The sequence below is a fragment of the Citrobacter sp. wls615 genome (assembly GCF_005281355.1).
Taxonomy (GTDB): Bacteria; Pseudomonadota; Gammaproteobacteria; order Enterobacterales; family Enterobacteriaceae; genus Citrobacter; species Citrobacter werkmanii.
On record NZ_SZXM01000026.1, the window covers coordinates 255,101 to 276,456 of the forward strand.

At 49.4% G+C, this 21,356-nt stretch carries 20 protein-coding genes and 2 tRNA genes; 6 read left to right on the forward strand and 16 right to left on the reverse strand.

The genetic code is table 11. The features are described 5' to 3' along the window. The first annotated feature begins 89 nt into the window (after window positions 1-89). From FDX04_RS09535 to FDX04_RS09545, 3 genes are read left to right on the forward strand one after another with little or no spacing between them, the layout of a single operon-like run. The gene (locus FDX04_RS09535) at window positions 90-1,145 is read left to right on the forward strand and encodes an ABC transporter substrate-binding protein (protein ID WP_137370841.1); all 1,056 of its coding nucleotides are present in this window, start codon (window positions 90-92) and stop codon (window positions 1,143-1,145) included. Further along, window positions 1,132-2,136, forward strand: coding sequence for an iron ABC transporter permease (locus tag FDX04_RS09540; protein ID WP_137370842.1), 1,005 nt, complete (start codon window positions 1,132-1,134; stop codon window positions 2,134-2,136). Before FDX04_RS09535 ends, FDX04_RS09540 begins: the two co-directional genes overlap by 14 nt. After that, window positions 2,133-2,885: an ABC transporter ATP-binding protein gene (locus tag FDX04_RS09545; protein WP_137370843.1), complete on the forward strand. Its 753-nt coding sequence runs from the start codon at window positions 2,133-2,135 to the stop codon at window positions 2,883-2,885. The genes FDX04_RS09540 and FDX04_RS09545 overlap by 4 nt, the downstream gene beginning before the upstream one ends. On the opposite strand, the gene FDX04_RS09550 is transcribed toward FDX04_RS09545, so the two are convergent. The 9 genes from FDX04_RS09550 to FDX04_RS09585 form a co-directional block, all read right to left on the reverse strand. Next, window positions 2,872-3,594 (reverse strand): substrate-binding domain-containing protein, encoded by a 723-nt coding sequence (locus tag FDX04_RS09550; protein WP_137370844.1) that lies wholly within the window; start codon window positions 3,592-3,594, stop codon window positions 2,872-2,874. The genes FDX04_RS09545 and FDX04_RS09550 overlap by 14 nt on opposite strands. Window positions 3,595-3,598: 4 nt before the next feature. Then, window positions 3,599-5,206, reverse strand: a complete 1,608-nt coding sequence (locus FDX04_RS09555) for an FAD-NAD(P)-binding protein (RefSeq protein WP_137370845.1) — start codon at window positions 5,204-5,206, stop codon at window positions 3,599-3,601. A 217-nt stretch (window positions 5,207-5,423) separates the two neighbouring features. After that, window positions 5,424-5,500: transfer RNA gene (locus FDX04_RS09560), tRNA-Val, on the reverse strand. Window positions 5,501-5,504: 4 nt separating this feature from the next. Beyond that, a tRNA-Val gene (locus tag FDX04_RS09565) sits at window positions 5,505-5,581 on the reverse strand. A gap of 400 nt (window positions 5,582-5,981) precedes the next feature. Next, on the reverse strand, window positions 5,982-6,986 hold the full coding sequence (gene trpS, locus FDX04_RS09570; protein ID WP_137370846.1) for a tryptophan--tRNA ligase: 1,005 nt from the start codon (window positions 6,984-6,986) through the stop codon (window positions 5,982-5,984). Window positions 6,987-7,204: 218 nt separating this feature from the next. After that, entirely contained in the window at window positions 7,205-8,989 is a 1,785-nt protein-coding gene (locus FDX04_RS09575) for a diguanylate cyclase (protein WP_137370847.1), read from the reverse strand. Between the two features lie 118 nt (window positions 8,990-9,107). Next, complete coding sequence (locus FDX04_RS09580) at window positions 9,108-10,217, reverse strand: AI-2E family transporter (RefSeq protein WP_042308685.1); 1,110 nt, start codon at window positions 10,215-10,217, stop codon at window positions 9,108-9,110. 149 nt (window positions 10,218-10,366) lie between these two features. Beyond that, entirely contained in the window at window positions 10,367-10,579 is a 213-nt protein-coding gene (locus tag FDX04_RS24660) for a helix-turn-helix domain-containing protein (RefSeq protein ID WP_371415436.1), read from the reverse strand. Then, window positions 10,539-11,231 (reverse strand): AraC family transcriptional regulator, encoded by a 693-nt coding sequence (locus FDX04_RS09585; RefSeq protein WP_371415437.1) that lies wholly within the window; start codon window positions 11,229-11,231, stop codon window positions 10,539-10,541. The genes FDX04_RS24660 and FDX04_RS09585 overlap by 41 nt, the downstream gene beginning before the upstream one ends. A gap of 285 nt (window positions 11,232-11,516) precedes the next feature. Here FDX04_RS09585 and FDX04_RS09590 point away from each other — a divergent pair, with 285 nt between their 5' ends. Both FDX04_RS09590 and FDX04_RS09595 read left to right on the forward strand, forming a co-directional pair. After that, window positions 11,517-12,794: an oligosaccharide MFS transporter gene (locus tag FDX04_RS09590; RefSeq protein ID WP_137370848.1), complete on the forward strand. Its 1,278-nt coding sequence runs from the start codon at window positions 11,517-11,519 to the stop codon at window positions 12,792-12,794. 16 nt (window positions 12,795-12,810) lie between these two features. Continuing rightward, complete coding sequence (locus tag FDX04_RS09595) at window positions 12,811-14,013, forward strand: glycoside hydrolase family 88 protein (RefSeq protein WP_137370849.1); 1,203 nt, start codon at window positions 12,811-12,813, stop codon at window positions 14,011-14,013. A gap of 88 nt (window positions 14,014-14,101) precedes the next feature. Here the strand turns inward: FDX04_RS09595 and FDX04_RS09600 are convergent, their stop codons facing one another. The 7 genes from FDX04_RS09600 to FDX04_RS09630 form a co-directional block, all read right to left on the reverse strand. Next, on the reverse strand, window positions 14,102-16,030 hold the full coding sequence (locus tag FDX04_RS09600; protein WP_137370850.1) for a bifunctional diguanylate cyclase/phosphodiesterase: 1,929 nt from the start codon (window positions 16,028-16,030) through the stop codon (window positions 14,102-14,104). Between the two features lie 17 nt (window positions 16,031-16,047). Next, window positions 16,048-16,542: a molybdopterin-dependent oxidoreductase gene (locus tag FDX04_RS09605; protein WP_042308675.1), complete on the reverse strand. Its 495-nt coding sequence runs from the start codon at window positions 16,540-16,542 to the stop codon at window positions 16,048-16,050. Window positions 16,543-16,945: 403 nt separating this feature from the next. Then, window positions 16,946-17,587, reverse strand: a complete 642-nt coding sequence (locus FDX04_RS09610; protein ID WP_137360081.1) for a transcriptional regulator — start codon at window positions 17,585-17,587, stop codon at window positions 16,946-16,948. A gap of 124 nt (window positions 17,588-17,711) precedes the next feature. Next, entirely contained in the window at window positions 17,712-18,680 is a 969-nt protein-coding gene (locus tag FDX04_RS09615) for a threo-3-hydroxy-L-aspartate ammonia-lyase (protein WP_042308671.1), read from the reverse strand. 27 nt (window positions 18,681-18,707) lie between these two features. Further along, window positions 18,708-19,103 carry a RidA family protein gene (locus tag FDX04_RS09620; protein ID WP_137360083.1) on the reverse strand — a complete coding sequence of 132 codons (396 nt, stop codon included), beginning with the start codon at window positions 19,101-19,103 and terminating at the stop codon, window positions 18,708-18,710. Window positions 19,104-19,329: 226 nt separating this feature from the next. Beyond that, the gene (locus tag FDX04_RS09625) at window positions 19,330-19,638 is read right to left on the reverse strand and encodes a monooxygenase (protein ID WP_137360084.1); all 309 of its coding nucleotides are present in this window, start codon (window positions 19,636-19,638) and stop codon (window positions 19,330-19,332) included. 39 nt (window positions 19,639-19,677) lie between these two features. Beyond that, window positions 19,678-20,469, reverse strand: a complete 792-nt coding sequence (locus tag FDX04_RS09630; RefSeq protein WP_042308665.1) for a PhzF family phenazine biosynthesis protein — start codon at window positions 20,467-20,469, stop codon at window positions 19,678-19,680. Between the two features lie 134 nt (window positions 20,470-20,603). Here FDX04_RS09630 and FDX04_RS09635 point away from each other — a divergent pair, with 134 nt between their 5' ends. Next, a complete protein-coding gene (locus FDX04_RS09635) occupies window positions 20,604-21,302 on the forward strand; it encodes an RluA family pseudouridine synthase (protein ID WP_137370851.1) in 699 nt (232 codons plus the stop codon). Window positions 21,303-21,356: the final 54 nt, after the last annotated feature.

Consider the following 21,356-nt stretch of genomic DNA (forward strand, 5'->3'; position numbering starts at 1 on the left):
AGCGCGGTAATTATCGGTAATGGGTTGCCAGTTACATCGTTATATAATTTAATATATATCGTTTTTACTCCTCATCCAGATGGTATCCCATGTTAACTCTCCGTTCTTTTGTGCTGGTTTGCGCCAGCTTCTTTGTGGCGTTTTCGGCACAGGCCGAGCGTACGATTACCGATCAGCTTGGTCGTCAGGTCACGATTCCTGACCATGTCGACAAGGTGGTGGTGCTGCAACACCAGACGCTGAATATTCTGGTACAACTCAACGCCCAGCAAGACATTGTTGGTGTGATGTCGAGCTGGAAAAAACAGCTCGGGCCTGAATTCGCGCGTTTTATGCCAAAGATAACGACATTGCCGACGCCGGGCGATCTCACCAGCGTGAATATCGAGAGCCTGCTGGCGATTCACCCACAGGTTGTCTTTGTAGCCAACTATGCACCAGCGGAGATGATTCAGCAGATTCAGAACGCCGGTATTCCGGTGGTCGCTATCTCATTGCGTCAGGATGCTGATGGTCAGCAGAATAAAATGAATCCGACTATGGCCGATGAAGAGCAGGTCTACAACGAAGGGTTAAAGCAGGGAATTCGCCTGATTGCGGATGTCGTTGGGCGCAAACTGCAGGCAGAGACGTTGATCGACTACGTTTTTGCGGCGCGGGCAAAATTTAATGCGCCAGTTGCCAACATTCCTGATGCGCAAAAGGTCCGTATTTATATGGCTAACCCAGACCTGATGACTTACGGCTCCGGGAAGTATACAGGACTGATGATGCAGCATGCGGGGGGATTAAACGTGGCGGCGGCCAGTGTGAAAGGCGCCCGTCAGGTCGCGCTTGAGCAGGTCTTGGCGTGGAATCCGCAAGTGATTTTTGTTCAGGACCGTTACCCGCAGGTGGTGACTGAGATCCAAAACGATCCCAACTGGCAGGGAATCGATGCGGTGAAAAATCATCGTATCTGGCTGATGCCGGAATACGCCAAAGCCTGGGGGTATCCGATGCCGGAAGCATTGGCGATAGGTGAACTGTGGATGGCCAAAAAACTGTATCCGGACGCCTATAAAGACGTGGATGTCGATGCGCAGGCGCAAGACTACTATCAGCGTTTTTATCGTGTGAACTGGCAGTCTGATGCAGCTAAGTAACCGCACTTTACCCCAGCAGCCACTGCTAATGGCGGCGGTTTTGTTACTGGGCGTCAGCTCGCTGTGCCTCGGGCAATATCCACTGTCGTTAAGCGAGGTATTTTACCATCTGACGCACTATAGCGATGCCGAAGGGATTGCCAGCCAGATTGTCTGGACGGTGCGGTTACCACGAATTCTGATCGCGTTGCTGGCGGGGGGCGCGTTGGGTTTATGCGGTGCGACGTTGCAAGGGGTATTTCATAATCCACTGGTCGACCCGCATATTATCGGCGTAACGTCGGGGGCTGCTTTTGGCGGTACGCTGGCGATTCTGCTCGGTCTGTCGCCGTGGCTGATGATGGGTTCAACGTTTTTCTTCGGTCTGACGGCGCTGATTCTGGTGTATGCCATCGCTACATTGCAGGGGCTGGAGAATACGCTGGTGCTGATCCTGTCGGGTATCATTCTGAGCGGTTTCTTTGCCGCACTGGTGAGTCTGATTCAGTATCAGGCGGATACCGAAGAGACGTTACCGAACATTGTGTTCTGGCTGCTGGGCAGTTTTGCGACGGCCAACTGGCATAAAGTTCTGCTGTTGGCGATTCCGGTGGGTATCGCCGTGACGGTTTTGTATCAGTTACGCTGGCGGATAAATCTGCTATCGCTGAATGACAAAGATGCCAGAGCGCTGGGCGTGGCGGTGGTTCCTCTGCGACGCAGCGTTCTGGTGTGCTGCGCTTTTTTAGTCGCCGCTCAGGTGGCGGTCAGCGGCAGTATTGCCTGGGTCGGGCTGGTTATCCCGCATCTGGCACGTTTGCTGGTGGGGGTCGATCATCGTCGGTTGCTCCCTTGTGCCTTCTGGCTGGGGGGCGGTTTTATGATTGTGGTTGATGATATTGCGCGCACCCTGCTGCCTGCGGAGATCCCGCTGGGGATCATCACTGCATTATTTGGTGCGCCGCTGTTCGCTTTTTTACTCATCCGCAACAGCCGCCGGAGGAAACAATGAAATCTGTCGCACTGCGCGTAAATCAGCTGACTTACGGGCATCGTGTACCGCTATTTGAGCCGCTCACATTCAGTTGCCGGAAAGGTGAGATCTGGGCGGTGCTGGGACGTAACGGTCTGGGTAAAACTACGCTGCTCGATACGCTAACCGGCACGTTGCCTACTTTGGACGGCAGTATTGAAAATGACGGTGGAATTGGGATTGTGGCGCAACATTGTCATCTGCCGTTTCCCTATACGGTCAGCGATGTGGTACTGATGGGGCGGGCACAGCACGTGAAGTTATTTGCGCAGCCCAGCCAGCAGGATCAAAAAAGGGCAGCGCAGGCGCTGGAGCAACTTAATATCGCACATCTTGGCGCCTGCTCGTTTGGTTCACTCTCTGGCGGGCAACAACAGTTAGTGATGATAGCCCGGGCATTGGTCACGGAATGTCAGACGTTATTGCTTGATGAACCGTGTTCCGCGCTGGATCTCGCTAATCAGCAGGTGGTGCTGCAGCTCATCAGCGATCTGGCTCGCCAACAAGGCTGCAGCGTGCTGTTTTCAACCCACGATCCGCAGCATGCGCTACAGATAGCCACGCATACGCTGCTGCTGCTTCCTGAAGAAAAATGGCGGGCAGGCCCGACGGACAGCATCGTGACGGAAGATAATCTGTCCCAGGCCTATGGATTACCGCTGCGAAAAGTGAACGTTGACCATTACCAGACGCCGTTTATTGCGCCGCTGTTTTCTATTCGTCGGTAAGTGATATAAAACCGGCGGCGATCAGAAATTCCTGACCGCCGTTGCCGAGTATAAACTCAACCAGCGCCAGCGCATCTTTGGACGTTTCCAGAACCGCCAGCTGGTATTCACATTGAATGTTATATTCAGCCGGAATCGCGACATAACGAACGTCGGGGAGTGCGCGGAGCGTTTTTGCATAGTGCGCGTAGCCGATAAACAGATCGGCCAGTCCCTGACGCAGGACCCAGGCGCTGGCTACTTCTCCCTGCGGTATCTTTACGCTGTCGCGACCACCAACCAGGGGAATGGCCCTTTCGCGAAGCTGCTGCCCAAGGCCCGTCTCCAGCGCATCCATCTTGTCAAAAAATGCCCAGGTATAATCTCCGGAAGGGTCACAGCCGGGCGTAGAGGTACCAATTCGCAGGGCAGGGTTTCGCAGCAAATCCAGCCATTCACCGGTCCGGTTGGTAACCAGACCCAGCTGGTTCCAGCAGAAGGTATGCGTCGAGAGGGCTATATGCTCAGCCAGAAGGCGCTGCGGATGCTCCCGATTGGCCGAAGCAAACAGCGCACAGGGTTCACCTGCTTCAATCCGCTCGCGCAATAAACCGGCTGGACCATATTCCACCTTTACATCTATTCCACTGATGCGCGTGAAATGGGTTATCAGCGGAGTCAGTGCTGGACGTAAACTGCCGGCAGCAAGTAGAGTGATGGAAGAAGACATCGTGTCACGCCTCGTAATAGGGTAAGCGTCGACGAAGACGCGTGGCTGGCCGGGAAATGGCTTGCGCGACGCACTGCCCAATTTCTGCGCAGGCAGTAAGCCCTTGCACGAAAGGTTGATCGTGCATCAGCCAGGGAAGTGCGGCGAGCGCAATGCGTCCCCGGACGATATCAGGCGCCTGTAACGTATAGTCATCGCCGACATCCGGTATTTCCTCACTCGTGGACTGCAGTTGATCCCGCAGCGATGGAAATGGCAGATCTTTAATTTTTAACGCTTTCTGGCCTCTGGCATCGATAAAAACGTCAAACTCATAGGTTTCGCCCTGAGCGCGTATTACCGTCATTTTTTCTTTTTGCTCTAACTGATAATCCTGACCGAGCGCGCGAATATTCAGGATCCCGGCCTCACGCAGCGCCAGTAATCTACGGATCGACTGTGAAGGAATGGCTGCATAGTTATCGATAAAGACGCGAGCAAGTCCATTGTTAAACCGCTCTCTGTCTTTCTCATCCAGCCACGGGACAATTTCCTGTACGGCCTCATGCAGTCGCAGAATAGCGTAACGCCAGGCAACCGTGTGTTTTTCACGTTTATTGCGTTCGACTTCTTCAAGATTGGCTGCGGCCCAGTGAAACGGATCGTGCTTTTTACGGGCAGCGAACCAGACATCCGTAAAGCTGTCGGCGTTCAGGGAAGAGAGGGCGACTTCTTTGCTCCAGACAGGGTCTGCCAGCTCAATTTCTTTGACTATGAGCATAAAGATCCTGTCCAGCAGCCCAGCAGAACCATCTGCAATACATTGTTCCAGTGCCTCAGCAGTCACAATGGAGAGTGGTTCATAGGGGAGAGGGCAGTAAAAATCGGCTTCCGGTAGAATGCCAGAACGGGACATGAGGAGAATGTTGAGATCCTGACTGCCTTCATTTCTTTCGAAATGAACACCCTGCGCATCATCTAATACAAACCTGCCGTGTTGTGCGACGACGGCCATAGCCGCATCAATAGCGCTCAGCGACGTACCCAAAATTCCTACATTACACGCCGGGATTTTTGCCTCCATAAGTCCAGTCCACGGACTCGGGAAGAAGGTACGTGACGCGCTTTGTGCATCAGGCCAGACGTGACCCGTGGCGATGACAGCAAGATCAAAGTGCTCCGGGTCGTTATGATCGCTACAAATAACAACGCCATCCGTTGTGGCTTTGACATCCTTGACCTGACAGGACTCGTGTACGGTGACGTTAAACCCCTGTTTGTCCGCAAGGTTTACAAGGCGTAAAAACTGGTCACGAAAATATTCACCAAGCAGAATTCGCGGCAGAAATTGTCGGTCATGCAGTGAGGCGTGTTTCACGCCATAACGGGCTAAATGTTCGACGCTCTGTTGGCGTAACCAGTCGAGATAAGAAGAGGTAATAGGGGGAATTTCAATACTGGCGATATTTGCCAGCATCAATCGCGAGTTTTCTTCATCGCTATAGGGCATGCCAACCCCAGCTTCATTCGATTGTTCGTAGAGGCTAATTGAAAGCGGGGTTTGATGCTTGAGGAGCGCGAGTAACGTATAGATTCCTGTCGGTCCCGTACCGACGATAGCGATCTTGTTCATCTTATCCACCTGATATTATTTTTATGCCCTGTGATCGATGTTCTGTGTCGGCATTGTGCCGAAAACAAGCGAAGCAGGATAAGTGTGGTCGATAACAGCGCTGGAGACAAACGGGATAGACAGTAAGAATTTCGAAATCGTTCAGGACGGCAACAAAAATTGGGAGATATTATCGAGAATAGAATATGAGGAGAAAAGCACCACATCAAAGATGATATGGTGCGTCCGAGTGGACTCGAACCACCGACCCCCACCATGTCAAGGTGGTGCTCTAACCAACTGAGCTACGGACGCAATATGGTGCGTTCAATTGGACTCGAACCAACGACCCCCACCATGTCAAGGTGGTGCTCTAACCAACTGAGCTATGAACGCAACGTTGTAGGTGACAACGGGGACGAATATTAGCGGCACAGACCGAATGAGGCAAGAGGGAAATCGCATTTTTCTTCCCGATCTCACGCGTTTGCAGAGTAATTAAGCAAGTTGATTATATTTTGTTGATTTTGCAGCGTGTTTTTTACTCAGGGGGCGATGGACTGGCATTAGTGGTTAACTGATATCCGAAAAGCTGATAGTGAAAAAAAAGCCTGCATGGGCACGGACCCAGGCAGGCGTAAAGAAGAGAATTCGAACTTTTTATAATGAGGCGTAATAGTAAGATAGTTACATCTCACTCTCTTAGTAGCGGTTATGCCATTGAAAAACTTAAGCGTAACCACATTTTTTAAGTTTAGCGGGAGTTATCAGTCATCCTGTGTTTTTCTATTCGTGTTCAGAACACCGGTAAACCCAGGCCTTGTTTCACTTCTCTTAATGTCTGCTGTGTGATTTCGTGCGCCTGTTGACTCCCTTTTTTCAGCATCGCCATCAGCATGCCTTTATCCTGAATGTAAGTTGCCCGACGCTCACGCATCGGCGCGATGAGTTCTTGCAAGCACATCTCCAGCTCATTTTTGCATGTCCTGTCACCTAATCCGCCGCGCTGATAATGCGCTTTCATCTCCGCTACTTTGATTTTATCTGGGTGAAATGCGTCGAGGTAGGTGAATACGATATTGCCGTCAATTTGCCCCGGATCGGACATTTTCAAGTGGTTAGGGTCGGTGAACATTGCGCTGACGGCGCGATGAATAGTTTCCTCGCTGGCGGACAACAGAATTGTATTACCAAGGGACTTCGACATCTTGGCGTTACCGTCGATACCGGGCAGACGACTGGTTTCACTCAGCAACGCTTTGCAATGCGACAATACTGGGGCAGGTAACAAGCTGTTCATTTTATGCACGATTTCATTGGTCTGTTCGATCATCGGCAGTTGATCGGCGCCGACCGGAACCACTTCAGCTTTGAATGCTGAAATATCTGCCGCCTGACTGATGGGATAAACCAGAAAACCAACCGGTAACGAGCGTGCGAATCCTTTCTGCGCAATTTCGTTTTTGACCGTAGGATTACGCTCCACGCGCGCCACAGTAACGATGTTCATATAAAGCGCGGTCAGTTCGGCAAGGGCGGGCAAGGCCGATTGCAAACAGATGGTGGTGAGTGAAGGGTCTATACCCGCGGCGAGATAGTCAGCCAGCACTTCAGGAATGTTGTTTTGGATCTTTTGTGGTGTACTGCCGTTATCGGTCAGTCCTTGCAGGTCTGCGACTAATATAAACTGCCGATAATCGTGTTGCAGCGTGGCGCGTTGGCGCAACGAGCCAACATAGTGGCCGAGGTGCAGCGGACCAGTAGGACGATCGCCTGTGAGGATGATGGTTTTGTTGCTCATATAAGACTCCTTAAGCGTAAAACCGAAAGGGGTCTTCAAATGCAAATAACCGCCTTTCGGCGGTTATTTGAAATGGGGAAAACACATTCTGACCGCCTTTAAGAAGGCAGCCACCACAGGTTATGAGTAAAACCGTTGATATCGTGTTTGGTGTTCATGCTGTCAACTTACCACTACCTGAAGTGGAGGTAAAGCAATGCGCCGACAGCTGACATAATTCAGCTTGCTTCCAGCATGCCAAAGCTCACAATGCGCGAACGCCCCAGTTCTTTTGCGCGATACAGCGCGACGTCTGCGGCACGCAGTAGATTATCGCTCTGGGCATGCTGCGGGTAGCTGGCAACACCGATAGAGACATCCACATGACCAATATCGGATACGCCAAAGCGCAGTGACAATTCGCGTACGCCGTTGTAAATGTCTGTCGCAAAGCTATTGGCCGTCTGTTCATCCGCACCTGCCAGCAGTACCAGAAACTCTTCTCCCCCGTAACGGAAAGCCATGCCGCTGTCGTGGACAACGCGCTGAATAATGGCGGCGATACTTTTTATCACACTATCGCCCGCCTCATGGCCAAAGCGGTCATTGATGTTTTTGAAATGGTCGATATCGATCATCAGGCAACTGATCGGTTCTTTGCTACGAATTGCCTGGCTCATCTGGGTACGGAGAGTATCTTCAAGATGATGACGATTGCGCAGACCGGTTAGTGGGTCGTACAGCGCTTTCTCCAGCAGCGCATCGCGCAAGCGTTGGTTGGCTAATGCGAGGCCGAGTGCTTCCGCCATCAGTTCCAGGTAGGCGCGAGATGAGGTGGAATCCTCGCTGAGATTCTGGAATGAGAGCAGGCCGATGGCTTCCCCCTGGGCAATCAACGGAACGCACAAGGTATGCCGCTGGCATGACTCTGGCAGATGGTAGCAGGCGATATCCGGTTCGCCTTGTACCGGTGGATGGCTCTGGCCGCGGCGTACTGCCCAGCATTCGTCCGGGTGGAACGCATCGGCTTTGCCCTCTGGTGAGAGCCACTGCGCAACGCAGCGCATTTGCCAGGGTTCCCGATCCAGTATGTACAGTCGGCCGGCAATACCTGGGGCAATATTTGGCGCGAAAAGTTCTGCCACATTAATGACATCGGCAAAACTCTCGCACCCCTGCAGACGCTGCGTCATACGCGCCAACAGCTCACGGATCCCCCAGTCGGCGTCTCTCTCTTTCTCCAGCCGCTGACGGGCCAGGCCGTTCTCGCGAAAAATCCGGATCGCCTGGGCCATATCGCCAATTTCATCGATCTGGTTAAAGCTGGGGGTCTCGACAGCATAATCTTGCGATGCCAGACGGTTTACTACATCGCTCAAACGCACCACCGGGCGCAGCACGCGGCGCTTCAATATAAATCCAAGAACGAACAAAAACAGCAGCGCCGTAAGACCGACCATCACTTCAGAGGCTGTGCGTAGTGTACGTGACGCCTGAGTGGCATCTTCAATGGCATTGAGTACACGATTGTCGAGCAATTGGCGGAAATGGTCGATCCGGTCCTGTGCCTGCTCCAGTTCCTGTTCATAGGTTTTGCTGAAGAGCAGGGCAATAGCTTGTGTGTGTTCTCCCCGCGCGACGCTGGCCAGCGCCGCAGCTTGTTCGTCCTGCAGGGCATCAACAATCTGCAATCCTTCATGCAATAGCGCCAGCTCTTCACCTGTAGCTCCGGCAGCTTTCAACGCCGCCAGGCGATGCTCAACGGCTTTCAGTGACGCCTCTTTCTGGCGATAGTTGTTCAAAGCATCCGGGTCTTTACTGACCACGTAGAGACGCGCCATATCGGACAGCGACCAGGCGTCGAGCTCCACTTCTTCGGTCAGTTGATCAAATTTGTAACGTTGTTCCACCACCTGGCGTTCGGTGTTATCGGCGTTGGACGCCATCAGCATGACAACGCCGGAGGCGATGGTCAGGCATACCGTCGCGCTGTAGGCCCAGTTGGTGATTGTGGCTATTCGCACTGATGACATCCTTCTGCGACGATTAATCAATTAGCATGATTGAAATTATAGGAAACGTATGATTTTGCGTGAAAATAAAAAAGGCGGCCCAGGGCCGCCTTCTGTTATCGTCCTGACATCATAAATCTGGAGGATTTTTTCCTTCTTCCATAAAGGCTTCGTCGATTCCTTCCACGTTACCTGCATGATCACGCCCGGAAAACAGGTTCCAGCAGGTAATGAATAGCGCGGCGATCAGGGGGCCAATCACAAACCCATTGATACCGTAAATCTCCATCCCGCCGAGGGTGGTTATCAGAATCAGGTAGTCCGGCATTTTGGTGTCTTTTCCTACCAAAAGCGGGCGCAGGATGTTGTCCACCAGCCCGACGATAATCACGAAGAACCCGACGATAAACAGCCCTTGCCACAGTTGGTGCGTAGCGAAGAGGAATATGGCCGCGGGGACCCAGACGATTGCCGAGCCGACGGCAGGCACCAAAGACAGAAACGCCATTAATGCGCCCCACAGAACGCTGCCATCAATGTCCACAATCGCAAAAGCTATGCCGCCAAGAATCCCCTGAACTAAAGCTACAACCGCTGTGCCCTTGACGGTTGCGCGCGTTACGCCGACAAATTTGGCGAACAAGTGCTGTTTGGCAAAATCAGAAAGTGGTAATGAGTCCAGAATCTGGCGCACCAGATAAGGTCCATCTTTTAACAAGAAAAACAGCAGATACAGCATGATGCCAAAGCTGATGGCAAAGCCGAATGTCCCTTTACCGATCAGGAATGCGCTGCCCGCAAGGTACTGCCCGCCTTGCAACACAATGTCGGACAGCTTTTTCTGGATTTCTGCAACATTATCCAGATTGTGTTCTGCGAGGAATCCTCTCGCCCAGCCAGGGAGATACGAAAGAATAGTGGTGACGACTTCGGGAAACTGCGTGTCGTTTTGTTGCAGTTTGGTGTACACCACATTGAGTTCAATGGCCAGCGATGACAGGATCACCATAAGCGGGATAAAGACAATCAGACAGATAATGGCGATGGTTATTAACGATGCCAGCCCGTTGCGTTCGCCAAGTGCGCTGCGCAGCCTGTTTTTTACCGGGTTAAAGATAGTCGTTAATATCGCGGCCCACAAAATGGCGGAAAAGTAAGGGGACAGCACATCGAAGAACGCCCAGGTAACCAGGGCCAGTATGAAAATGAAGAAACCTTTGGTCAGTCCGTTAAATCGCATCGGTGAATCCTGTAATGAGAAGCAGTCCCGACTATAGAACCGTTCTGAGGATTTACCAACTTTTGCTGAAGATCTCTGCTTAATACCAGGCGGGTATGGACTCAAGTTTGCTTAGACAGTGTCCGTCAATGCGATAAAAATGACGTTCTTTACGCCGTATCGTGGCCAGTGTCTTCATCGTATTGTTTGCGGTACTGCAAAGGAGATTGCCCCATCATTTTTCTAAAACAGGTAATGAAATAGGTCATTTCCGTAAAACCCACATGCTCGGCAATCTCCGTCACGTTCAGTGATGAGTAGCGCAATAAATCGCAGCTTTTTTTAATCCTGCGGGTTGAGTATATATTCCTGGATCCCGCCACCGGTTTGTTGACGGAAAATTCGCGAGGTATAGCTGCGTGAAAAACCAATATCCGCAGCTAACTCATCGAGTGAAAATTTCTGCTGATAATGCTCTTCTATCCACTGCATAATGCGGGCCGCCACGGTCTGCTGTTGGTGCACTACACTCCGCGGTTGCAGGGGAAGAAAGTCCAGAAGTTGCATTACCAGAAAAGCAACATCACTGGCCGATTGATACCCGTTGCTCTTAAGTGATTCAAACCGATCGAGGATATAGGCAATATAGTCCGCATGTTCACTGAGATCGTGAATTTGTGCCGGAGCATGGGTGCCAGAGAGTGCTGCAAACTGAGCCTGGTGGCGGGGAAACATCTGCAAGGCACTGATTACTTCATTGTGCTCAATATGCATAGCCGTACGATAAGACGGGTTATTCGGTGCAACATCAACCTGCACCTTATGCAAGCGAAACGGTGGGAAAATAAAAAGTCTGCCCGGCTTTGCTGTATAGTGTTGTTTATCAACGACGACGATGCCGTATCCTTTTGAAATATATAAAAACTCAATGCATTGATGCCAATGGTAATAATGAACACTCGCGCCCATTGGACGCTGAAAGGAAATCACTTCATTCCCCATCGCAATTCTTTCAAGTTTTTGTGGCTCGTTCATTTTTTACCATGACAACAGAATTAAGTTTTGCTGCTATATATTAAAGATATTGCTGAATATCTGTCCGTAAATCCAATCAAACTTAAAAATCGAACTGTTTTTGTGAACATGCTCACGCTGCTGTAGGAAACAAAAAGACTAATCTCCGTCCGTCAGCACCTGGTTGTCGCCAGTAGTACTGAGTCTATAAATACTTCATAAGAGGTAGTGGATTATGATTGCAATTAAATCTTCGGTTTTTTTTATTTATACTTATCATTGTCGAGATAATGCTGGAGCCGCATCATGAACGCGATTGCCCCGACTCGTTTAGCGCAGCTCAAAATGAGCAGCTTTATTTTTCTCTATTTCTTTACCTGGTCATCCAGCTTCGGCTTATATGCATTATGGCTGAGTCAAAAAGTTGGTCTTGATAGCGTAACAATTGGTACAGTATTCGCGGTTAATGGTGTGTTTGCCGTGGTTATGAAACCAGTATATGGTTATATCATGGATAAAATAGGCATGAGCAAATGGCTTCTCTATTTTGTCTGCGCCACCTCGGCATTAATGGCACCGTTTTTTGTGGTGATTTACCAGCCTTTACTGCTGAGTCATACGATGCTCGGCATTATTATTGGTGCATTCTATTTAAGCCTGGGATGGTATGCGGGAGTGGCTGCCGCAGAATCCTATGCCGACCGTTTCAGTCGCCTTTACGGCCTGGAGTTTGGCCGTATCCGAATGTGGGGATCGCTAGGGTGGGCGCTGGCGGCTTCGGTTTCCGGTGTATTGTTCAACTACACGCCAACGGCCAACTTTATACTGAGCAGTACCACCTCCGTAGTCATGCTGCTGGTGTTGTTGAGCCTGAAGATTGGTGATGAGCAGCTACGAAATAACTCGGTTATCTCCGAAAATAAAATTGTCTTTGCCGATGTCATTGCGCTGATGCAAAACCGAAAATTCTGGATGTTTAGTCTGTATGTCGCAGGTGTCGCGTGGATGATGTTTGTAGCAGAACAGCAATTTCCCCGTTACTTTGTCTCTTTCTTTGCCACCAAAGAGCAGGGCAATGCCTGGTATGGTTACCTGGGGACGCTCCAGGCTGGTATTGAATTCCTGATGATGATGTTTATTCCCACGCTGGTTAACTATTATGGTGCTAAGAAGGGGTTGCTGCTGTGCGGGTTAGTTGTGGGGGGCCGTCTGATCCTTTCTGGTTTAACAGTCGACCCAATTATGATTTCAATTATTAAGCCATTTTACGGTGTGGAAATAGCGTTACTGTTAATCTCTGTATTTAAATATATCGCTGAACATTTTCACAAACGCGTTAACGCCACCATGTATTTGTTGGGTTATCAGGCAATGGTATATGTTGGTTCTGTTGTCGTGGCGCCACCTGCTGGTTATTTATACGATAAAATAGGGTTTGCACATACCTTTTTAATTATGGGTGTCTGCGCACTGCTGTTTACGCTAATTTCCGCTTTCACGCTTTCTTGTAGCCATGCGGGGAAAAAAATATTAACACCGCGTGCTGACATATTGTGCTCTCAGACTATTAAAACTTCCAAATAGTATTAACAGGATAATTATGATTACTAATAAAACGGCTAATGTCGTTACTGAACCCTTGCGCGTGTCATACGCCGCCCCGGTTGATCGTCAGGCATTGAAAAAAGAGTTAGATAAAGCAATACCGTATATTTCGTCACGAATTGATCGAACGCTGTATGTGCTTGGCGATAAATTTCCCAATGAGGCCTGTGAAGGTGGGAAATGGCAACCCGCTGAAAATAACCAATGGACAAACAGTTTCTGGACAGGGCAGCTCTGGCTATTGTGGGAGATAACCGGCGAAAGTAAATACCGTCAGGCTGCTGAGCGATTCATTACTTCTTTTGCTCATCGTCTGGTAAACCGTATTGAAACAGATACTCATGACCTCGGCTTTCTGTATTCATTGTCGTGTGTAAACGCGTGGCAACTGACCTGGAACGCAGCCGCACGCGATATCGCCTTGCATGCGGCTGAAATGATGATGCAGCGCTATAACCCAACGGCAGGTATTATCCAGGCATGGGGAGACCTGACGGATCCGGAGCAGCAGGGACGAATGATTATCGACTGTAATATGAATCTACCGCTGCTCTACTGGGCAAGCGAACAGACGGGGAATCTGGTCTTTGCTGACGCGGCCTTATCCCATGCCATGCAGGCAGCGAAATATATCGTACGACCCGATGCATCGACGTATCACACCTACTATATAGATGTTGTGACCGGTGAGCCGCGGTTTGGCAATACGCACCAGGGACACAGCGATAGCTCATGCTGGGCACGCGGTCAGGCGTGGGGGATTTACGGATTCATGCTTAGCTATCTGTATACGGGAAAATCTGAGTTCGTCAGCCTGACCCGCAGCCTGAGTCATTACTTTATCAACCGCCTGCCTGAGGACTCTATTTGTCACTGGGATCTGGCTTTGAATAACACAGGCGCCGTACGCGACAGTTCGGCTGCCGCTATCGCTGCCTGTGGTCTGCTGGAGCTAGCGAAAGCATTACCGGCGACAGATGCAGGTCGGATGCTGTATGAAGAAGTGGCTTTGCGGATTGTACAATCGCTGACGAAGTGCTATCTCTCTACGGATGAACCGGAATGCGAAGGGTTACTGATGCACTCGGTTTATCATATGCCAGCTGGTAAAGGCGTTGATGAATGTTGTTCCTGGGGAGACTATTTTTATCTTGAAGCGTTAATTCGCGTGCGCCAGTGCTGGACGTCTTATTGGTAGAGGCAATTATCACTAAGCGTATGAAATATTAAAAGTCGGGCAACAGTTTTGTTGCCCGACTTTAGCTGCCAGGGATATCCGCCGTGATTTAACCGTGTCTGATTTTCCCATCAATTCCCGGTTGAGGCTTACCAAACAGATATCCTTGTGCGAAATCGCAACCCAGTGCCTGAAGTTTTTCCAGTTGCTCTTGCGTTTCAACGCCTTCTGCAACAGCCTTCATATTAAGGGATTTCGCCATGCCTGTAATGAGTTTGATAATATTAAGGGCATCGTCCTGGGTAGATAGTGAATGTACAAAGGATTTATCTATTTTTATTTTATCGAAGGCCAGCCGGCTCAACCGCGAAAGAGAAGAATACCCGGTACCAAAATCATCGATGGAGATTTTTACCCCCAGAGCTCTGAGCTTGTTAAGTGTATTCATCGGCGTATTACTCTCAGTAAAAATAGAGGATTCAGTGACCTCCAGTTCAAGGCGTTGAGCAGGGAGTCCTGTTTCTTTCAGGATAGTTTGCACTATTCCGGCAAAGGCTTTGCTGCTTAGCTGGACAGGCGAGACATTGACTGAAATTTTGGCCGGAATCGCCCAGGACGCCGCTTCCGTACAGGCAATTTCTAGTACAGATTTCCCCATTTCGTTAATCATGCCTGTTTTTTCAGCAACAGGAATAAAGCTATCCGGCGACAGGAGACCCTTTAGAGGATGTATCCAACGAATGAGGGCTTCATAACTGTAAATTTCCCGGCTAAAAGAATCCACAATAGGCTGATAATAAACCACGAATTCTTTATTCACTATGGCCATCGCCATATCATGCTCAAGCGTTCTGTTTTCTTGCAGCTTTTCTAACATCCATTGCCGGAAGACTTTTATCTTGCCTGAACCTTCATTTTTGGCTTCATACAGGGCCAGATCTGCAAATTTATAAAGATAATCGGAGCGGCGCTCTGTTTCTGATATAACAATTCCAACACAGGTAGTTATGTTTATAATTGTGTTATAAATAGTGTAGGGCTGGCTGATAAAATCACATATCTTTTGGGCTCGCGAAACGGCCTGGCTCTCCGTCAGACCACTTGAGAGAAACGCAAACTCATCCCCACCTAAGCGATACAGCGTATCTGAAGTATGGCTCATCGAAATCAGACGGTCCGATATCTGGCGTAATAAAACATCACCGGCATCATGACCATAGGTATCATTAACCTCTTTGAATCGGTCTAAATCAAACAGCATCACTGTTACAGAATCGTTGTTTTTTTCTGCTATCTCGATTGTTTGATTTAAATTCCCCCAGAAAAATTGGCGGTTATTCATATCAGTAAGTGAATCATGGTAGACGTCATATTCCAGTTTTGCATTCTGGATTTGCAACTTTTCTTTAGATTTCTGCAGCTCTTCAGCAAGGCTCTTAACCTGAAGATGCGCTCGCAGAATATTTCTGTTCTGGAAGAATATCAGCACACCCAGTATCGCACTCAGTATGATCAGCAGAACAGATGTCGCCGAGTAAATATAGTACAGAGTTTGAATTTTAAGGTTGGCGTTATTGATCGAGTTTACATCTTTATTTAACGCACCGGATGAAAGGCGGCCAAGTTGCGAATCCAGCGTATGCATTTTTTTCAGGTATGTCTGAAGTTCTGAACGGTCCATTTTCTCGAGGTTAACATCCAGATAGTTAAGGATGTTTTCAAGTTTGATCGCCAATTTACTGTGCGCTTGATTGCTCTCTATATAGTGCCCCAAATCACCTTCTTTTATCAAATCACTCTGGCTAAGCATAATATCGAGGCGCAGGCGCACCTCGTCGAGGTTCATCGTTTTATCGATAGTATAAAGACCAAGCAATGATTCGAATCGGTAATATTGTGATACCATTTGTGCAGCGGACCATGAATCGGTGTAGTGAGTCAGTTTCTGTAACTCTTGCTGTCTTTCATGGACTAAGAAAGAAATATACCCAGTAGATATAAAAAGAAAAAATATGATGCCAGCCAGTATTCTGTTCATGATGTTCCTCTGAACGCTTACTCAATATCCATTCTACTGACCTGCCAGGCTGATCTTGAGTAATAAATCTGATTATTCAGTTCAGGTATGCTGTCATAGGGATACACAATGAATAACGGGCCTTTATCTCGAATTCGCATGTATTTTCCGTTGATTTTTAAAGCAAGAATGACATTGTACTTCTTGAAATCATCGAGAGGGATAACGGTGGTGTAGTCATTGAGTGCAGTAACTTTTACAACCGAGCCTTTCGCCCCAACAAAATCCATGAGCTTTTGTAGTGGAATACCCGTAAAAGTCGTGCGTCCATTATACCAAGGGGAGGTGGTCTGAAAACTTACCATGCCCAGTTTCTCGAGGCTGGCGGTATCAAAAGTGGCTTTCCCGTCTTCATTTGTATTTTCTATATTACCGGACACTGTTAGAAGGACCTGGCCCGTAGGTTTGGAAAGTTCACCTGCCCAGAGCTGTGTAGAGACGACTAAGCTTAACAACATGACTAATAACCGCATTCTGGCCTCACCTGACTACTGGATGTAAAAAGATTATAATTTAGATATTATGCTATTTATATATACTGTATGGATATTATTTTACAGTACGTTTATTTATTTTTTCATTCAATGAAATCAGTGGGTTAGCGTGGTGGTGTTTTATGCTTTGATTAAGTAAGATCGATGTCGTCATTTAAAGTACCGCTAAAATTTACCCCGTCAGTTTAAAAATAAGCTATCTATTCAGTCAGCGCAAATAAATACCTACGAATGCCAAGGTTTATTTTTATGCAGTCATAAGGTGCCGTTTTTTCGTTGGATGATAATTGCTGGCAGCAAAGCAGCCCTCTGCATATGGGCGTGCTTCGTTCCAGTAATCATTGACCGGCAAGTTGTGGCAGGTATGCCTGCCTGAATCAGCTTATTCGTGCATCTGTGCTGACTGGCGGGCATACAGGTAAGCGGTGGCTCGCGACACGCCTAAATGCTGCGCCACGGTATCCATTGATTTTCGTACGTTCAGTAGGCCTTCTTTACGGAGTTGTTGAATCAATAACTTACGGTCTTCAGGTTTGAGTGCGCGCGCCGTGGTCGCGCGTTTGGCGGCAAAGTCATCGATACGTTGGCGAATAACTTCGTTACTACCGGGATCGATATGCTCCTTTATGGGGGATTTTTCGGTTTCAGTAAATCGCGCAAGCGCGCTCTGCATACCGCGAAACAACGTCATATCAACATTAAGGCACAGCGCCGCGACGTATTTACCGTCCTCACCCTTGATGCCAATGGAGGTACTTTTTACTGGACGACCATCAGCAAATTGATTGCTGTAGTTAGCGATGATGCTGGGAAAGTCTGGCGATGCTATGCGTGCCAGACCCAGTTCTGTTGCTGGTTGGCCAGGTTTACGTCCGGAAAGATTATTATGGATGGACAAAATGGCATGTTCAGGTTTTTTGAGGTCATGAACAACCACTTCACAAAAGGGAGAAAAGGTCTCGCTTAACCCTCTGGCGATAGTATCAAGTTGGCTGAGAAGCGAGTTATTGTCGGTTTTTGGCATGCCAGTCTCCTGCAGTGATGCCTTTTGCCATGATTGCGAGCAGTTTACAGTGAGCGGGGTTCGCTTTTCCAGACTGGAATATACAGACAGGAATAAGGTATCTGCATGGCAGATACCTTGCTTATCATCCGGCCAGGAATGCACCATAGCGGCTGATGTCCACGTTTCCACCGCTGATAATAATGCCGATTCTCTTACCCTGGAGTTCAGATTTGCGTGCTCTGGCGGCGGCAAAACCCAGACAACCAGTTGGCTCTACGACGATTTTCATTCGTTCTGCAATAAATTTCATCGCAGTGACTAATTCAGTATCTGAGACAGTCAGAATATCGTTCACGTTTTGCTGAATAATCGCAAACGTATACTGCCCAAGGTGTTGAGTTTGCGCGCCATCGGCTATGGTTTTCGGTGTATCAATATGAACAATGCTGCCGCTGCGAAAAGACTGCTGACCGTCATTGCCTGCCTCAGGTTCTACGCCATAGATCATACAGTCAGGGGAGAGATGTCTCGCTGCCAGCGCGGAACCGGATAGCAGACCGCCGCCACCCAGACATACGAAAAGGGCGTCTAACGGTCCCACTTCCTCAATCAACTCTTTCGTTGCGGTACCCTGGCCCGCAATAACGTGCGGATGATCGTAAGGAGGGATCAGCGTTAGCCCTTGTTTCTCAGCCAGATTCTGACCAATTTTTTCTCTGTCTTCAGTATAGCGATCGTAAATCACGACATTTCCGCCATACCCTTTGGTCGCGGCAACTTTGGCAGCCGGGGCATCATGCGGCATGATAATTGTCGCCGGGATTCCTAACAATTTTGCCGACAAGGCGATGGCTTGTGCATGATTTCCCGAAGAAAAGGTCACGACGCCCGCAGTCCGTTGTTGTGGCGTGAACTGGCGTAGCGCATTCATAGCGCCGCGAAATTTGAACGCGCCCATTCTCTGGAAGTTTTCGCATTTAAAGAAGACTTCAGCGCCAAATTCTTCATTAACCGTACGCGACGTCATCACCGGCGTTTTGTTGGCATAATCTGCGATGCGCTCTGCCGCAGCGACAATATCGTTATAATCAGGCAGTGTCATATCAGTCATTTTTATTCACCTGTATACAGTTATAAATCAGGCCTGTGGGGCCAAAGCCATCGCTTCGATTTCTACGGCAAAACCGTAATGAAGTTCGGCAACGCCAGCGACAGCACGGGCAGGGCGGAAATCACCGATCCACTCACCATAGATCCTGTTAAATGTCGGCCACTGGTTAATATCCGTGACATAGACGCGTACTGAAACCAGGTGCTGACGCGAGACTCCAGCACCTGCCAGGCAGGCATCGACATTTTGTAAGGCCAGTTTTGTTTGTTCTTCAAAAGACGCATCGGTTTTTTTTTCGCCATCCTGGGTGACTGGCAACTGTCCAGAAATGAACACAAAACCACCTGCCGTTGTACTGTGCGAGTAATGACCTGCCGGGGGAAAACTGCCTGGTGAAGCATTGAGCGTAATGTCTGGGGACATAAGCGATCTCCTTGGTTTTTGATGATTCATTTTGTATGAATTAATACTGTTTGTATTATTTATACACCTTCATGCTCCGGTCGGCTAGTGATAGTTTTCATGGCTGCTGATTTTGTGAACTAAAGCAAACGTGGCACCCGCTATATAGCGGGTGCTGGGGGATGAGTGAGGGGAAAACGGGGGGGGGGCGGTATCGCCCCGGAACAAGGCGTTTAAGCTAAAAACGTTAGCCAATATGACCGTGGTTAATCTTACTCAACGGCTCATTGATATCGAAGATTTTGAAAAACACCTCTTCCACCCCCAGGTGCTTCAGACGGGCTGTATGCTTTTTAACATAAGCCAGCGCGGTGTCTTGATCCTGAAACAGATAGATGCCACCGGCTTCATGATTTGCTTCGTTCTCGGTCCAGATTTTCCAGATAAAGCCCGGCTCCTGATTGATGGATTCGGCCAGTTCAACAAGTTGTTGCGACATCTCGGAGCCAAACGGGCCATGAAAATTAAAGTGAATCTGCAGCAGTTTGTTAGACATACTTCCTCCCTGGATTGGGTTATGTAACGGGTAAGAGGGTTAGCGTAGCAGCACTTTACCCGTCAGGTAAGTTGTTGCCTGCCCACCAATATAAACGCGAGAACCCGCCAGTTGGCAGCGTAAATCCCCACCGCGCCCAGATACCTGACGCGCCAGCATTTGTGTTTTGTTCAGTTTCTCTGCCCAGTAAGGAATGAGCATGCTATGCGCCGAACCTGTGACAGGATCCTCCGCGACGGCTTCGCCCGGGCAGAAGAAACGGCTGACGAAATCGTATTCCCCGTCACCTGGCGCGGTGATACAAACCATTTTCCCCAGCGGGATCATGGCGTGGATATTCGGGCGTACAGCCTCGACCTGGCGCTGGTTCTCCATTACGACCATATAGTCGCGCGCCACGCGAACTTCTTTGCATTCGGCGATGCCTAAAGTTTCCAACAATAAGGCGGGCGGTACGACAGGGTCGCTTTGCCAGGCAGGAAAATCAAGCGTCAGCCATTGACCGCTGCGTGTGACCGTCAGCGGACCCACAAATCGGGTGGCAAAATGGAGAGTTGTGTCCGGATAATCCAGATGTTCAAAAATGACATGCGCTGCGGCAAGCGTGGCATGCCCACACAAATTGATTTCTCCCTGTGTGGTAAACCAACGTAGCTCAAAGCCATTATCATTGGCGACAAAGAAAGCGGTCTCCGACTGGTTATGCTGCTGCGCCATTTTTAATAATGTTTCATCGGGCAACCAGTCTGCGAGCGGACATACTGCGGCGGCATTACCGCCAAACGTCGTGGTGCTAAAGGCATCTACCATATAAAAATCGATTTGTTGCACAGTGTAACCCTCTCTTCGCTTGCCGGATAACGCCCACTCTACCATGCAATGAGTGCCATTAGTTAAGCGAGCCTATTCGCCAGTACAGTGAAAATTCGTTATCATCCGTGCCCACACTCCATCCTGGCCGCCTGATGTCTACCATTCTTGATACCTTTATTGCCCCGCCTTGTTATGACCAGATAGAGATTCTCTATCAGGACGAGCATTTGCTGCTTATCAATAAACCCACCGGGCTGCTCAGCTTGTCGGGGAAAAATCCGCACAATCTCGATTCGGTACATCACCGGTTGGTACAGATTTTTCCCGGTTGCACGCTGGTCCATCGGCTTGATTTCGGCACCTCCGGGGTAATGGTGGTGGCCCGTAACAAGGCTATCAACGCCGCGCTGTGCCAGCAGTTTAGTCAGCGCATGGTGACGAAGGTATACAGCGCACTGCTATGCGGGCATCTGGAAAACGATGCAGGGATTATTGACGCTGCGATTAGCAAAGATCCGGCGCTGTTTCCGCTGATGACGATTTGCGCCGTTAACGGCAAGCCTGCGCGCTCGCGCTATCAGGTTGTTGAGCGTTTTGTTCATCGCCAGGAGAACGGGGAATTACTCCCCTTAACGCGCGTACAACTGACGCCTGAAACCGGGCGTACCCATCAACTACGGATCCACTGTCAGCAGTTGGGACATCCTATTTTAGGGTGCGATTTGTATGGCGGGCGTCTGCTGCCAGGCACTGAGCTCACCCCGCGACTGATGCTGCATGCCAGTGCATTGCGTTTCAGGCATCCTGTCAGCGAACAATGGGTGAATGCCGAAAACGCCAGTCCCTTCTGAAGGTGTAAAAAAGCCGCCAGACGGCTAACACCGATCGGTTAAGCAAAATGATCG